The organism is Nocardia sp. NPDC127526 (genome assembly GCF_042672265.1).
In the GTDB taxonomy this organism is placed as follows: Bacteria; Actinomycetota; Actinomycetes; order Mycobacteriales; family Mycobacteriaceae; genus Nocardia.
On record NZ_JBHXVO010000006.1, the window covers coordinates 91,131 to 104,080 of the forward strand.

At 64.4% G+C, this 12,950-nt stretch carries 15 protein-coding genes and 1 tRNA gene; 10 read left to right on the forward strand and 6 right to left on the reverse strand.

The window, feature by feature from the left end; genetic code table 11:
- Nucleotides 1–299: 299 nt before the first annotated feature.
- Nucleotides 300–731 carry a dUTP diphosphatase gene (dut, locus tag ACFVIV_RS13415; protein ID WP_379196358.1) on the forward strand — a complete coding sequence of 144 codons (432 nt, stop codon included), beginning with the start codon at nt 300–302 and terminating at the stop codon, nt 729–731.
- A gap of 131 nt (nt 732–862) precedes the next feature.
- The gene (locus tag ACFVIV_RS13420) at nt 863–2,113 is read left to right on the forward strand and encodes an MFS transporter (protein WP_379195838.1); all 1,251 of its coding nucleotides are present in this window, start codon (nt 863–865) and stop codon (nt 2,111–2,113) included.
- A gap of 28 nt (nt 2,114–2,141) precedes the next feature.
- Here ACFVIV_RS13420 and ACFVIV_RS13425 read toward each other — a convergent pair whose 3' ends face one another.
- Both ACFVIV_RS13425 and ACFVIV_RS13430 read right to left on the reverse strand, forming a co-directional pair.
- On the reverse strand, nt 2,142–2,582 hold the full coding sequence (locus ACFVIV_RS13425) for a hypothetical protein (RefSeq protein WP_379195840.1): 441 nt from the start codon (nt 2,580–2,582) through the stop codon (nt 2,142–2,144).
- A 78-nt stretch (nt 2,583–2,660) separates the two neighbouring features.
- Entirely contained in the window at nt 2,661–3,380 is a 720-nt protein-coding gene (locus ACFVIV_RS13430; RefSeq protein ID WP_379195842.1) for a phytanoyl-CoA dioxygenase family protein, read from the reverse strand.
- Nucleotides 3,381–3,756: 376 nt separating this feature from the next.
- On the opposite strand from ACFVIV_RS13430, the gene ACFVIV_RS13435 reads away from it, so the two are divergent.
- Nucleotides 3,757–4,731 (forward strand): hypothetical protein, encoded by a 975-nt coding sequence (locus ACFVIV_RS13435; protein WP_379195844.1) that lies wholly within the window; start codon nt 3,757–3,759, stop codon nt 4,729–4,731.
- Entirely contained in the window at nt 4,728–5,303 is a 576-nt protein-coding gene (locus ACFVIV_RS13440) for a cysteine hydrolase family protein (RefSeq protein ID WP_379195846.1), read from the forward strand. The genes ACFVIV_RS13435 and ACFVIV_RS13440 overlap by 4 nt, the downstream gene beginning before the upstream one ends.
- 102 nt (nt 5,304–5,405) lie before the next feature.
- Here the strand turns inward: ACFVIV_RS13440 and ACFVIV_RS13445 are convergent, their stop codons facing one another.
- Complete coding sequence (locus ACFVIV_RS13445) at nt 5,406–6,155, reverse strand: NUDIX domain-containing protein (protein ID WP_379195848.1); 750 nt, start codon at nt 6,153–6,155, stop codon at nt 5,406–5,408.
- Nucleotides 6,156–6,166: 11 nt separating this feature from the next.
- Nucleotides 6,167–6,373, reverse strand: a complete 207-nt coding sequence (locus ACFVIV_RS13450) for a hypothetical protein (RefSeq protein ID WP_379195850.1) — start codon at nt 6,371–6,373, stop codon at nt 6,167–6,169.
- 448 nt (nt 6,374–6,821) lie between these two features.
- Here ACFVIV_RS13450 and ACFVIV_RS13455 point away from each other — a divergent pair, with 448 nt between their 5' ends.
- Nucleotides 6,822–7,724 (forward strand): helix-turn-helix domain-containing protein, encoded by a 903-nt coding sequence (locus tag ACFVIV_RS13455; protein WP_379195852.1) that lies wholly within the window; start codon nt 6,822–6,824, stop codon nt 7,722–7,724.
- Nucleotides 7,714–7,920 (forward strand): DUF397 domain-containing protein, encoded by a 207-nt coding sequence (locus ACFVIV_RS13460; protein ID WP_379196360.1) that lies wholly within the window; start codon nt 7,714–7,716, stop codon nt 7,918–7,920. The genes ACFVIV_RS13455 and ACFVIV_RS13460 overlap by 11 nt, the downstream gene beginning before the upstream one ends.
- Nucleotides 7,921–8,068: 148 nt before the next feature.
- Here ACFVIV_RS13460 and ACFVIV_RS13465 read toward each other — a convergent pair whose 3' ends face one another.
- On the reverse strand, nt 8,069–8,608 hold the full coding sequence (locus ACFVIV_RS13465; protein WP_379195854.1) for an XRE family transcriptional regulator: 540 nt from the start codon (nt 8,606–8,608) through the stop codon (nt 8,069–8,071).
- A gap of 968 nt (nt 8,609–9,576) precedes the next feature.
- Nucleotides 9,577–10,041 (reverse strand): hypothetical protein, encoded by a 465-nt coding sequence (locus ACFVIV_RS13470; RefSeq protein ID WP_379195856.1) that lies wholly within the window; start codon nt 10,039–10,041, stop codon nt 9,577–9,579.
- On the opposite strand from ACFVIV_RS13470, the gene ACFVIV_RS13475 reads away from it, so the two are divergent.
- The 4 genes from ACFVIV_RS13475 to ACFVIV_RS13490 all read left to right on the forward strand — a co-directional run bounded on the left by ACFVIV_RS13475 (nt 10,002) and on the right by ACFVIV_RS13490 (nt 12,941).
- Nucleotides 10,002–10,478 carry an HNH endonuclease gene (locus ACFVIV_RS13475; protein WP_379195857.1) on the forward strand — a complete coding sequence of 159 codons (477 nt, stop codon included), beginning with the start codon at nt 10,002–10,004 and terminating at the stop codon, nt 10,476–10,478. The two genes, ACFVIV_RS13470 and ACFVIV_RS13475, sit on opposite strands and share 40 nt — an antisense overlap.
- A gap of 44 nt (nt 10,479–10,522) precedes the next feature.
- A tRNA-Trp gene (locus tag ACFVIV_RS13480) sits at nt 10,523–10,596 on the forward strand.
- Between the two features lie 164 nt (nt 10,597–10,760).
- Nucleotides 10,761–11,231 (forward strand): hypothetical protein, encoded by a 471-nt coding sequence (locus ACFVIV_RS13485; RefSeq protein WP_379195859.1) that lies wholly within the window; start codon nt 10,761–10,763, stop codon nt 11,229–11,231.
- Between the two features lie 6 nt (nt 11,232–11,237).
- Nucleotides 11,238–12,941 carry a hypothetical protein gene (locus ACFVIV_RS13490; protein WP_379195861.1) on the forward strand — a complete coding sequence of 568 codons (1,704 nt, stop codon included), beginning with the start codon at nt 11,238–11,240 and terminating at the stop codon, nt 12,939–12,941.
- The last annotated feature ends 9 nt before the right edge of the window (nt 12,942–12,950 follow it).

Sequence of the window (12,950 nt, forward strand, 5' to 3'; positions counted from 1 at the left end):
CCGGGGACGGACGCCGGGGACGGACGCCGGGGACGGACGCCGGGGACGGACGCCGGGGACGGACGCCGGGGACGGACGCCGGGGACGGACGCCGGGGACGGACGCCGGGTGATCGCCTCAAGGCCCATCGTTGACACGTCCCCAGCCCCGGACCCCCCTCCCCCCGCATATGAATAGGACAGCGCACCTCTCGGGTGTTCGCCGTCTGTACGGGTTCCAAGGGGTGTAATTGCAGCCAACTGCACTGCCGGCGCTCGGTAATCTCGGTGCGCGTGACTGATCTCGGACCTATCCCATTCATGAACCTTGAGCCGAACTGGGCTTATCCGGCGCGGGCGCACGAGGGTGACGCCGGTGTGGACCTGTGCGCGACCAGCGACGAGGTCATCGAGCCGGGGGAGCGGGTCGTTGTTGGTACCGGCATTGCGGTGGCCCTACCCGTTGGAACCGTCGGCCTCATTCATCCGCGGTCTGGCTTGGCCGCCAAGGTGGGTCTGTCGATCGTGAACGCGCCCGGCACGATCGACGCCGGTTACCGAGGTGAGGTCAAGGTGTGCCTGATCAACCTCGATCCGCGGACTCCGATCGAGATTCGCCGCGGCGACCGTATCGCGCAGCTGATCGTTCAGCGCGTCGAGCTGGTTGACTTCGAATGTGTCGAGCAGCTGGAGGACACCGAGCGCGGAGCGGGCGGATTCGGCTCTAGCGGCGGACATGCGATCTTGTCCTGACCTGGACTGAAAACGTCACTGTGACGCCAGGGGAATGTGGGGGACTCGGTGCCACGTCGGGCAAGGCCGGGCTGCAACATGCCATCCCGACACGCTGAAGATCGGCTGGCCTTCGCCTATTGTCGTGCGCTGTGCCGTTGCTGCCGTCGACCTTGCTGCGCCGCCCTCGTGTCCTAGCTATCTGGATGGCACAGCTGCTATCGGTGACCGGTGACAGATTCTTCGCAATGGCGGTGATGTGGCTAGCGCTGGAACGGTCCGGGCCGGTGACCATGGGATTGGTCGCCATCGCCGAGTCGGTTCCGTACATCGCGGTCGGCGCGTTCGGGCATCGCCTCTTGAGTCGGTGCGTCTCATTCCGAGCGCTGGCCGGCGTCGATGCGGCCCGCGCGGTGCTGACCGCGGCGTTGCCGCTGGCTTGGTCAGCGGGTGGCACCCCGGCCATGTTGACCGTGGTCGCGGTGTTGGGGGTGCTCGGTGCGGTGTTCGATCCGTCGTTGGGTGCACTGGTGCCCGAACTGGTTTCGGAATCCGATCGGCCGGCGCTGATGGGTTTGATGGACCTCACGGGCCGGATCGCGCGGATAGCCGGGCCAGCATTGGCTGGCGTGGTGGTCGCGTTCGCCCCTTTCGGTGTGCTCTTCGCTGCCGATGCGGCTACCTTCGCGATCTCCACGGCCGCCTTGTTGCTGTTGGCGCGCGCTACGCGCCTGACCAGCTCGGTCTCGCGGGCCTGCGGATCGGAACCACGGCTCGCGCGGCGGCTGTTGCGCCAGGAGCCCGACTTGAGGACAGCATTCAGCGTCCAGGGAGTAGGTGTCTTCCTGAATGCGCTGCCCGGCATAGGGCTTCCGGTACTACTCGTTCACAGCTTCGGGGCAGGGCCAACTCTGTACGGGTCCGTGATGACCGCAAGTGGGATTGCCGCGCTGGTGGGGAATCGGACGATGGCGCGGGCGAGGCCGGGCCGTTTCCCTACCCGATTCTGTTTGGCGTGGGCGGCTTCGGGAATCCTGCTGATCGCGATTGGGGCTGCGGGCTCGCTGGCATGGGTGGTGGTCGTCGCGACGGCGATCGGCTTCGTCAACCCAATCATCAGCATCAGCCTGTCCGTTCACATCGCGGCATTCGAGCCCGCGGAACGTCTGCGCCTGTTGGCAGTGAACTACCTGGTCATGCGCAGCGCGGGAACGGCGGGTCTGGCTGTGATCCCGGCGGCTATCGCGTCGGCACCGACGCGCGGATTCATCTGTGGGGGCATAGTTCTCGCGCTCGCCGGCACAATAGGTGCACTGAAGGGCGCTTCGTCGAGGCGACGGCCGGTGGGGGTCCGCGTGGTGGAGTCCGTGGGCACGACTGTCTCCACCACGCGGTCCTCCTGATCTACCGGTCTTCCCGATCAGCTCGGGTTCAGGCGGCGGCCGGATCGACCAGGAAGTGTGTGACGGAGATTCCGTCGACGGGGATCCCGATCTTGCTGTAGATGTGCTGGTGCATGGCGCCGAACCATGCCTCGCGCCGGTCGTTGTAGAACGCGGCGTCGTACCAGGCGACTCCCAGGTGGATGGTGCCGCCGCCGGCCTGGTTGTCGCGATCGGCTTCCCAGTAGGTGTTCTGCCAGTCCCACAGCATCAGCTCTTCCGCGCGCTGGCGCAGCCGGTCATCGGAATCCTTCAGCGCCGCGAGGGCTTTCGCGGCGATGTCGGCGTTGGGGCAGTAGTAGGTGCATTGCGAGATCGCGACGAGGGTCTTGTCGCCCCGGCGCGGGGTTCCCGGGCCTTCGCCTTCCAGGGCGCGGACCCACACCACCGGATCGGCGGGGATGAAGTCGAGCGATACCTCGGAAGACACCGGGAGCAGAGAAAGGTTTGCAGCCGACATGATGGGCTTCCTTGCAATCGTGGTGAATATCGTTCCCCCGCAGCTGTTTCACAGCCGCGGAAGCTGAAGGGGCATCCAGCCCGGACGCGCGGTCGCAGAGCCGCGCAGGAACCCGTCTTCGCGGGCGTAACGAATGTTGAAACCGATGCGTACTCCGTCGGTCTTGTTGACTCCCGAGCGGTGCACCAGCCGCATGTCGAACAGCACCCCGCGGCCGGCCTCCATTGGCAGATCGGTGAATACGGTGTCGGCCAGCGTCTTTGGCACATCGGCAACCGTGACGGCGCGGCCAGCGCGGCGCAGCAGCGTCTCGTACTCGTGGCGAAGGTATCCGCGAGTGTGGGAGCCGGCGGCGATTTGCAGACAACCCGCGTCCGCGGGAGCGGGCGAGATTGCCAGCCAGACCGCCACCGACCGCGCCGGGTCGAGATCGAAAGTGGTGTCGGTTCCGTCCTGGTGCGGCGGGACCAAGAAGTCCACCTCGTCGGGCTCGGGGGGAAACTTGGCGATCATAAAGGTGTGCTCGACTGCGGCGTTGTCCCCGATCAGGGACCGAACATGCTGCACGATAACGGGATTGGTGGCCAGTCGTCGCGCCCACGGCTCGGTCAGGTGCGCGTTGCTGACGACCTCGGTGCGCTGCTCTCCGTAGATGGCCGCCAATCGCTGGGCGAGGTCCCGAGCGCGTGTGGGCGAGCACCACCGAACCGGAGCGCGATATCCACTGGCGCCGAAAATGCTGGTGAGGTCGGGGGTCGAGGTAGTCATCCGGTCCTCCTGAATAGCCCGATGTCTGCAACGAGAATGCGCCTCCCGCAATGCATTTGGCCCGACCAGGACTGGGGAGTTCGCCCGCGGCCCTTTCCCCGCCGTCACCAGCAGGAAGCCAGTCGGCAGCGGTGAAACTCCTCGAGATTGGGTACATGCAGTGCACCTCAGCGCCAAGGCGCAGTGAGTAAGGTGAGGTGCGAGGATCACGCATCGGGAGTGAGACCTGGTGAGGCATGAATCAGGCACGAAAGCAGCGCGGGAACGCCTTCGCCGTGCGATGCAGCGAGAAGCATTCTCCACCGCGCAAATCGCTGGGGAGTTGGCTGTTCAGTGCGGATTTCGTCCACGCCAAGCCTGGCGCCACGCCCATGGTATGACCCAGGACGAGGTTGCCGCCAGCTACAACGACTTGATCGGTGACCCGCAGGCGTCGATGAGCGGCAAGCGGATCTCCGACTTCGAGGCGTGGCCGATCGGCGGCGTCAAGCCGACCCTTCACACACTGTCCGTTCTCGCGAGGCTGTACGGCACCAAGCCGAACCTCCTGGTGGACTTCACCGATTACGAGGCGATGTCCCTCACCGAACGGGCCGCGCTGCGGGCATATGAATCCAATGCGGGACCGGAAGCTCCAGCGAATTCGCCGATGACCGTGGCCGGCATTGATGAATTCGCCGATGTCGCTAGTGGATGGTCTGCCTACCTGCGGTGCTGCCTGGCAATTGTCGAGCGCAGCACGTACTTCAGCGAGGAGGTCGACGAGCTGCTGGCGGTTTTGAACCGGGTCATCGCGACCCTCGTGTGTCGGGAAGCGGCTTGGCTGGACGTCGTCGTGCCCGTGCACTCGGTCTCGCCGGCCGCTGTCCCTCTGGTGGAGGGATTGGTCAGCGAGCTGGGATGGCTGCAAGTGTGGGCCAGCGGGGTGCGCCGAACGACACGACCGACTCTGATCCCTGTGCAGGTGAACGGCATCCCGTGGCGCGGAAGCGGCAATGCCTACCTGTCGCGGGGCATCGACTACGTTGGCTCGTTCCGCGGCCTGTACGCAGATCCCGAGTACGGATTGGCACCGGGTCTCTTGTCCAAAATCGAAGCCAGGTACCGGTATTGGCGGGATGAATGCTACTTTGGCGCCCTGCTCGCCGTGGCAATCCGAACCCCGGAACCCGGAGGGTCCGATGCCCTCGGTGTTCTCAATGTCAATTTCAGATGCGAAAACCCCATCGGCGAAAACGACACGATCGACCCCCAAAGATCAATCGCGGTAATGGACATCCTAGAACCCGCATTGCGGCTGATCGCAGTCGCAATTCAGAAGCATCACCTACCAAGGAGCGGCCAGTCATGAAAAAGAGTGCGTTGATCGTCGTCGACATGCAGGAGTTCTTCTTCGTGGAGAACCCCGATGTGGACCGCAAACAGCTGGGCGAGCGCTGCAACCAGATCGTCGACATCGCCCGCCAGGCCGACATCCCCGTAATCCACGTCGTCACCATCTACCGCGAGGACCGAGCCGACTGGCCCCGGGCCTGGAGCGAGGGTGAGAGCTGGTGCGCCAATCTCGTGCGGGATCGGGAACTGTCGCAGGTAGTGGAGCAATTGTCAATCAAGCCTGACGACTACTTCGTGGAAAAGAAGCGGTTCAGCGGCTTCTACAACACAAATCTCGATGATCTTTTGCGGCACCTCGGGCGCGACCACGTCTACATCATCGGATATTCCGCCGACGTGTGCCTGCGATTCACATCGGTCGATGCATACAACCGCGGTTACGGCGTCTCGCTGGTTTACGAAGGAATTGAATCTTTCCGCGAATCCAAAGATGCGTCCGTCACCTACCTTGGTTGGCTGATCGACGCCGAATGCGTCAAACTCGACCAATTCCGATCGCGCCTGCTCACCGAGGCGCCAGCGTCTTGACCCCTGGGGCGAAGGCTGGCCGGCCACTCCACGCCGCATATGCATGAAGGTGCCGAGCTGATCTCAGCGGCTTCGATCAGCTCGGCATCAGTTTTGCCAATGTCAGTGAGTCGCAACGGGTTGCGGCCAGTCCAGCAGCCCGAACGATTCACTGCGGAGCCACTGCCCGATCCCGACCCTGCTGTACGGCACGACATCGGCCGGCAGTTCGTCGACAGGGAACCATCCGACCTCGCTGCACTTGTGCGGCTCCGCGTTGCGCGGCTCTCCGACCCAGCGTGTCGCGAGGAAGAAGGTCCCGACCCGCGCTGGTCCATCTGGTGCGTGCTTATGAACAACGGTAGCCAGCCGCATCGCGGAGCGCTCCAACTCCAGCCCGACCTCTTCGTGCGCCTCACGCATGACCGCGGCGACGAGATCCTCGCCGTCCTCCAGCTTCCCGGAGGGCAGATTCCATTGCCCGTCCATGTACCCGGTGTTGATTCGGCGAGCTAGGAAGATGCGGTCGTCGCGTACGAGCAGCAGGTGGACGTCAACGTGGTTGAGCACCAAGGACCCCTTCAAAGTTTCGTTGGGCGAATCAGTTTCGTGGAGCGCGGCGATCTGTGATGCGGTGACGTTAGCCTGCGGGTGTGACAGTCCTTGAGGCAGTGACTTCATCGGGTCGTGGTCGATCACGAACAGCGGCTCGACGTCGATCACCTCGGTAACCAGCTCGGCCGCGATCAATCCGTCGACGTCGTCGGTCAGGCTGATCGGCTCACCGATGAATCCGTCGTTCCACACCGGCGCGACGCCAGCCGCGTCGTGATGCCATCCGATGCGACGCGTACTGACGACGATGTCGTACAAGGACTTACGGTTCATCCCATTCGTCCCGAGTCGCGTTTCAGCTTCTTGTTCCGCTCCAGCAGATCTCGGGCAGCCGCACGCGCAGGGCATTCATCGGTCAAGCAGTCCAGGTGCACCTGCATCGCGCGGTGCGCGTTCTCGATGCTCGAGCTTGCCCAGGCGGTGTTGTTGCAGTTCACCTGGTCCAGCAGGGCGAGCGACATTGCGTCCCAGCTCATTTGAAACCCACCTACCGTCGTGTTGACACACCCGGAGCCGGAGGAGACGGCACCCCGGCCCCGGGCAGATTGGGATTCCATTCACGAAGCGCCACCAAGTAGCGCTCGATTTCTTCGATCGGCACATCGCAGTGGACTCGCCGCTGCGGACCAACTAGCGCCTCTCGCTGTGGCAGTTCTCGGCTCGGCATCTGCCGACCTCCAGGAGGGTCGAACGTCAAGGTGTGCGCCGGCCCCGGTTCAGCCCACGCCGATCCGCCGGCTTGGGGGTGCGTGGGTCGGGTAGTCGCGGCCATGTGACAACGATGTGTCAGTTCCCGACGCGCCAGAGCGCCAGGCCGCAACTTCGCGAAAGTCGCGCAAAAGCCCAGCACGCGTGTTGAGTTGGCCCGTACGATCCTCCCAAAATGGCACAAACGGTTGGGCCGGAACGAAACAGGGGGCGCATGTGAAAGATGACGAGCCGGAAGACACGGGGAGCACGCTCCCGCGGCGGCAGCTCGGGCGGCTGCTGCGGGAGGCTCGCGAAGCGACCGGAATGAGTTTGGAGGAAGCCGCACGGTTGATGGAGTGGGGGAAGAGCACGCTGAGCCGACTCGAACGCGGTAAGTCGGAGCGTGTGCGGATCCGCGATGTGATCGGTCTGTGCGAGCTGTTCGGGACGGACGAGGAGAAGACGGCCGCTATCAGAGAACTAGCCGAACAAGCCCCTGTCCGATCATGGTGGCGAAGCTATGGCGACGTCATCGCCGCGCGATTCAACACGTATCTCGGCCTGGAGGCCGGCGCCAGCGAGCTGGCGATCTTCCAGCCTCTGATCGTTCCAGGCATCCTGCAAACCACCGACTATGCGAGAACCCTTGACCGGCAATACTTTTCGAGGGACACCGATGAGGAACTGGACCGACGAGTCGGAATTAGGATGCAGCGGCAACACATCATCACCCGCCAGCGCCAACCGGTCCAACTCTCCGTGGTGCTCCACGAGTCCGTGCTGCGAACAACGGTCGGGAGCCGACAGATCATGGCGGGTCAGCTGCGGCACATCGCGGACCTGAGCACACGCGACAATATCCAGGTTCGAATCCTGCCGTTCCGGGCAGGCTTCCCGGCGGGGATCGTGGTGTCGCAATTCATCATCATGTCCTTCCCCAAGGACAGCCGAGGCAAACCGGTCGAACCGACCGTAGTGTTCGCCGAGAGCTTCACCGGCGATGTCTATCTTGAAGAGACGGGCGATGTACGCCGATGTCGCGAGACATTCCGTACGCTTCAGCGGGCGACGCTGGACGATCGCCCCAGCCGTGACCTAATGAGAGAAATAGCAAGGGAGCATGACAGTGAACGTTGACCTGAGCGGCGCTCAGTGGTTCAAGTCCAGCCACAGTTCCGGGGGCAGCGAATGCGTCGAGGTCGCTTACCTGGATGGCGGGGCCGTCGGCGTGCGGGATAGCAAGAACCCGACCGGTCCGGCCTTGGTGTTCACCCCCGGCGAGTGGAGGGCGTTCGTCGCCGGCGCTCGCGATGGCGAGTTCGATCGCGCGTAGCCGCTGAGACGGGCGGTCCCGCTCCGACTTCCTTCGAGCGGGGCCGCGCTACCCCTCGCCAGGATTCGCCTTCGGAGCGGATCCCCTGAAACCTTTTCCGCCTCAACCTACTTGCGAAGGGTGAGGCCGACTCCGTGAACGCGCTTGGTCACGTCGATTGGTGCGCGCGATTGACCTCGATGTCCACGGTGAGCCCGAACTTCGGCGCATAGTCGATCAGCGAATCCAGTTTGAACCGCTCGATTCGCTGATTCTTCAGTTGGGAGATCGTAGGCCGCGGAAGCTGAGTCTCCTCTGCCAGCTCAGCCTGAGTGCGACCCGCGAGTGCAGCATCTATGCAGTCGGCGAGCGCCCCCGCCAGCGCGCGACTGAGCCTCCCGCTGTCGGAATAGTCGGCCGCCGCCGGGCGGGTGCCGGCGCGACGCTGGTACCTGGTGTCTTTGACCGCGCCCGGATCAAGCTGCCGCGCACCAACGATATGTATCTGCGGATTGAGTCCAAAGAGTCCAGAGAGGTTAACCAGCCGCTGGAGGGAGTACTCGCCGGGTTCTCGTCGCGCCAGGCGGCCAACCTCAGCGGGGTCCAGGCCGGTGGACTCTGCCCATGCCTGCTGCCGACCTCGCTCGGTCCCAACGACGTCCGCGATAGCCGAGACCAGCTTGTCGCGGAGTTCGTCAGCAGATGGCATGCGTCGAGTGTAGTCAGCGCGTCCTGATGGCCTCGTATCCGCAGGTCGAACGTTTCGCGTTCTACGTTCCATGAAACGCATGGTACGGTTGTGGGCGCGTCACTGTCCATGGCGCGCCCCTCTGCGCCCGTAGGGATCCAAACGGGTGGGACGCCTCACCAGCGTTGCGGAGCCGTTAAACGGGGACTCTGCATCTATTCGATCCAGTGGGGTCCACCCGGTAAAGGCAGACTCGAACGGGGACGGCGTGGTTGCCGTAGTTGACCTGCTGGAATGGTTCCCAGTCCTGGGGCTCCGAGTAATTCCCGGAGCCCGTTGCTTCAACCGAGACGACCGATCCGACCGACCGGGCGTGAGCGTGAGGCTCCCCGTATCCTCTGCGGTTACGGGGTTACTCTGCCCTCGCCTCCCTTCACGCTCCCTCCCGGGCGTAAGGCGGACGGGACTGGGTTTCGGGTCGGATTGGGCTGCCGACTAGCGTCCGAAGCGTTCCCCGTTCCAAAACCCAGGAATCGGAGAACGATAGGTTGGATCAATAAATCAAGGCAGCAGGGCAGCCGGTAGGAGGGGACGGTAGAACCCAGGTAGATGGGGAGGGGTGTAAAGCCCACGGGTGTGGCGGGCGGCGGACCGTAGAGTTGGTGGCGCGGCTGGAGCTTCGGCTCGGACGCTCTTCCCCGGGCGGGTTGCTGCTACGACCGGTCGGGGTGCTTCTCCTTCGGTGTTTGGGACGCAGAAAGGCCCCGGTGGTTCGGTGGATCCGTCGGGGCCTTGCTGTATCTGCGGCCGGGTTGCCTATGACGCTGATCTGCTGTTCTATAAGGGCGTGAATTGTCTTCCGCTTCAGCATCTTTCGGAGTGATTGCTGGGAAGCGGGAACGTTTCATCTGATTCGCTATGAGATGATTTATCCAGTTTCGACACGAGGGGCCTTCGCCGAGTTACGTGGGCGCCCATTTTCGTACCGGTCAGGCAGCACCCAGCCGGATGAAAGTCTGTAGCCCCGTGGCTCCGGCTTCGCTGGTGAGCTTCGAGACCGAGCAGCCCAGATTGCTCATCCCGCCCCAGTTCAAGCACCCGTAGCCGTTCATTGCGGTGTGAGATGCGATGAGCGCGTTGATCGCCTGCTCGGTGTCGGCGCGCTGCTTGTTCATGGGGAGCTGCTGGATGTCCGTGAGCATCGACCGAGCTTGGCCCGCCTGCCAGTTGTAGCACTGGACCCAGGGGTCTCCCTCCTTGCCTTTGCAGTCGGCGATGAGGAAGTCGTTGTATTTGGTCCTGAAGGTGTCCCAGGTGTACGCGACCGGCGCGCTCGTCGTCGTGGAGCTGGTGGCCGCGGTGGTTGTGCCGTCGTTGCTGCCGCAGCCGGAGGCGAGGCCGGCGATGGTTGCGCATGCGAGGACGGTGCCTGCGATGGCCGAGATGCGCTTCACGTTCTGCTTTCAGGTCGGTTCTTGATCTTGGAGATCAGATCCTAAACGGCGGAACTGCGGCAGGTCACATCATCTGGAATGCGCCTGAATTGCTGGGACAATCCCAATCAGATGATTCAGGCGGTGGTGTAGTGGCTTGGGGTTCCAGGGGCACCCGCGATGTGGGCGCGGAGTATCGGCGAAATCGGCCGGATGTATTGGAGCGAGACGAGTTTCAGTGTCAGCTCCGATTCAGCGTGTGCGTCGGACGGGCAACCGAGGTCGACCACATTCAGAACTTCGCCCGCCAAGGTTCGGACGCCATGACGAACCTCCAGGCCGTGTGCGGTCCATGTCACCGGGCCAAGACCGCCCGCGAATCCGCCGAGGCAAAGGCTGCATCGAAAGAAGCTGCACGGCATCCGGATTCGCTGCGAAAGCACCCCGGGTACCGCTGATCATCTTGCTTCCTTCCACGGCACCCATACCGTGGGTGGAGTAGTGGGGCGTAGCTCAATCCGGTAGAGCAGCGGTCTCCAAAGCCGCCCGTTGCAGGTTCAAATCCTGTCGCCCTGGCTCTTTCCCCTCATCACAGCTCGGCAGGGGTGCGTCTGCCAGCTCGCGTGTGTGAAGCGGGTGAAACCAACGCGCGAATCCGTACCGCCGAACCGCAGGTAGCGCCGCCATGGTGGCGCCTGCGGTGGGAGCGGTCTTCCCCCGACACGGGAGCACAACTCAATATGGCTGGACGCAGAAGCGGTCCACCGCCGAAAAACCCCGACGAGCGATTGCGGCGCAACGCCGACCCGTTCGTCACCGGTGACGGCTGGACCGAGATCGACCCGACCCCGCACGACGGCGATATCCCGGAGATCCCCGAGTGGATCACCGTGGGGCCGACCGGGCGTGCGATCTATGAGCACCTCGCGACGCTGCCGCAGGCGCGCCTATACGGGCCGGGTACCTGGTTCCAGCTGTGGGTGACGCTCCCGCTGATCGAACGCTATCTCTCGCGGCCCGGCAGCGAGAACTACAAGGCCGTGACATCGACTCTCGGTGCGGCACTGCGCCTTACCGAGGACGACCTCGCGCGGGCGCGGGTGCGGATCAAGCCGGTCCTGGACGAGGACGACGAGGACGCGCCGACCGCCGGGGCGCGGGTGGTCAGCTACGCCGAGGAGCGACGGGCGCGACTGCTGAAGGGCGCGTGAGCCCGGGTGCCGCACGATATCGTCACCCACCCCGACCACGACCGCGAACGTAGCCTCGGCTGGCTCGCGGTCGCCTGGCTCGAGCACTACGCCGTCCACGGCCCCGGCGACGTCGGCGGTGAATCCGTCGCGCCGATCGTCGACGAGTACGTGCGCTTCATCGTCGACACCTACGCCCTCGGTGTCGACGGCCGCCGCATCTACGACCACGTCTTCCTCAGCCGCCCGAAGGGGTGCGCGAAGTCCGAAGTCGCTGCGCTCATAGCGCTTTTCGAGGCCATTGGTCCATGCAGGTTCGATGGATGGGCGCGCGGCGGCGAAGTGTTCCGCGACGACTGGGGCGGCGATTTCGAGTACGTCTACCAGCCCGGCGAACCCATGGGCAAGCGGCTGAAGAACCCCTACATCCGTTGCGTCGCAACCGAAGAGGGGCAGGCCGGACTCGTCTACGACACCGTCCACCTGAACCTGACCGAGGGACCGCTGCGCCGCGCTCTGCCGCGCCGCGACGACGCCGGCCTGACCCGGATCCTGATTCCCGGCGGCGGGGAGATCATCCCGTCGACCAGCTCGGCCGCGTCCAAGGACGGCGGCAAGGACACGCTGACCCTCTTCGACGAAACGCACCTCTACAACAAGCCTGAGCTGCGCCAGACGTACAAAACGCTGACCCGAAACCTTCGGAAGCGCCGGCGGTCCGCACAGACCTTCGCGGTCGAGACGACCACGATGTACGCGCCCGGTGAGGACTCCATCGCCGAGCAGACCTACAAGCTGATCCAGGACACCCTCGCGGGGAAGCTGAAATCCCATCCGCGCCAGCTCTTCGATCACAGATACGGGGCGATCACGCCCGAGGAGTTGGACGACGAAGAGCTGGTGCGCAAGGCGCTGGTGGACTCCTACGGCGACTGCGCGGCCTGGAATGACGTCGACGGTCTGGTGGAAGCTATCGCCGATCCGCGCAACGACGTGATCAGCTCGTTCCGGTACTGGTTCAACAGCCCGACCTCCGCGGAGAACGCGTGGGTGGCCGCGTACGAATGGGACGCGGTCGGCCCGGAGAACATGCCGGTCGAGCCGCTCGTGCCCGGCGATGTGATCACCCTCGGATTCGACGGTTCCCGGCGCCGCCGCCGCGGTGTCACCGATGCCACCGCGCTGGTGGCCTGCCGCGTGCATGACGGGCTGGTTGTGCCGATCAAGATCTGGGAGCAGCCGCCCGGTGTGCACGTCGACGGGTGGGAGGTGCCCGAGCACGAGATCGAGGCCGCGCTGCTCGAGACGTTCAAGACCTACAAGGTCGTGGCGTTCTACGCCGACCCTGCCCGCTGGGAGGCGAATGTCGCTGCGTGGGAGGCGAAGTACGGGCCGCACCTGCTGGTGAAGTCCTCGGCCAGTCACCCCATCGAGTGGTGGATGACCGGCACTCGAGCGTTCAAAACGGTTGAGGCACTGCGGGAATTCGTGGAGGCGATCCTCGACCGCAAGCTGTGTCACGACGGCAACCTCACGCTGCGGGCGCATGTGCTCAATGCCCGTCGCGCAGAGACGCCCAAGGGCATTCAGATCCGCAAGGAAAACCCGGACTCGCCGAACAAGATCGACGGCGCGGTTGCCGCGGTGCTGGCGTGGCAGGCCCGCCTGGATGCGGTGGCCAAGGGGATCGGGAAGAAGAAGCGCCGCCGGGTCGCCGTGCGTGTGCGATGAGCGAAGGAC

Coding starts and splice junctions, on each gene's coding strand:
- ACFVIV_RS13465 (WP_379195854.1), bottom strand. CDS start 8,608: ATGCCATCTGCTGACGAACTCCGCGACAAGCTGGTCTCGGCTATCGCG.
- ACFVIV_RS13450 (WP_379195850.1), bottom strand. CDS start 6,373: ATGAGCTGGGACGCAATGTCGCTCGCCCTGCTGGACCAGGTGAACTGC.
- ACFVIV_RS13485 (WP_379195859.1), top strand. CDS start 10,761: ATGGCTGGACGCAGAAGCGGTCCACCGCCGAAAAACCCCGACGAGCGA.
- dut (WP_379196358.1), top strand. CDS start 300: ATGAACCTTGAGCCGAACTGGGCTTATCCGGCGCGGGCGCACGAGGGT.
- ACFVIV_RS13430 (WP_379195842.1), bottom strand. CDS start 3,380: ATGACTACCTCGACCCCCGACCTCACCAGCATTTTCGGCGCCAGTGGA.
- ACFVIV_RS13435 (WP_379195844.1), top strand. CDS start 3,757: ATGACCCAGGACGAGGTTGCCGCCAGCTACAACGACTTGATCGGTGAC.
- ACFVIV_RS13440 (WP_379195846.1), top strand. CDS start 4,728: ATGAAAAAGAGTGCGTTGATCGTCGTCGACATGCAGGAGTTCTTCTTC.
- ACFVIV_RS13475 (WP_379195857.1), top strand. CDS start 10,002: ATGCGAGGACGGTGCCTGCGATGGCCGAGATGCGCTTCACGTTCTGCT.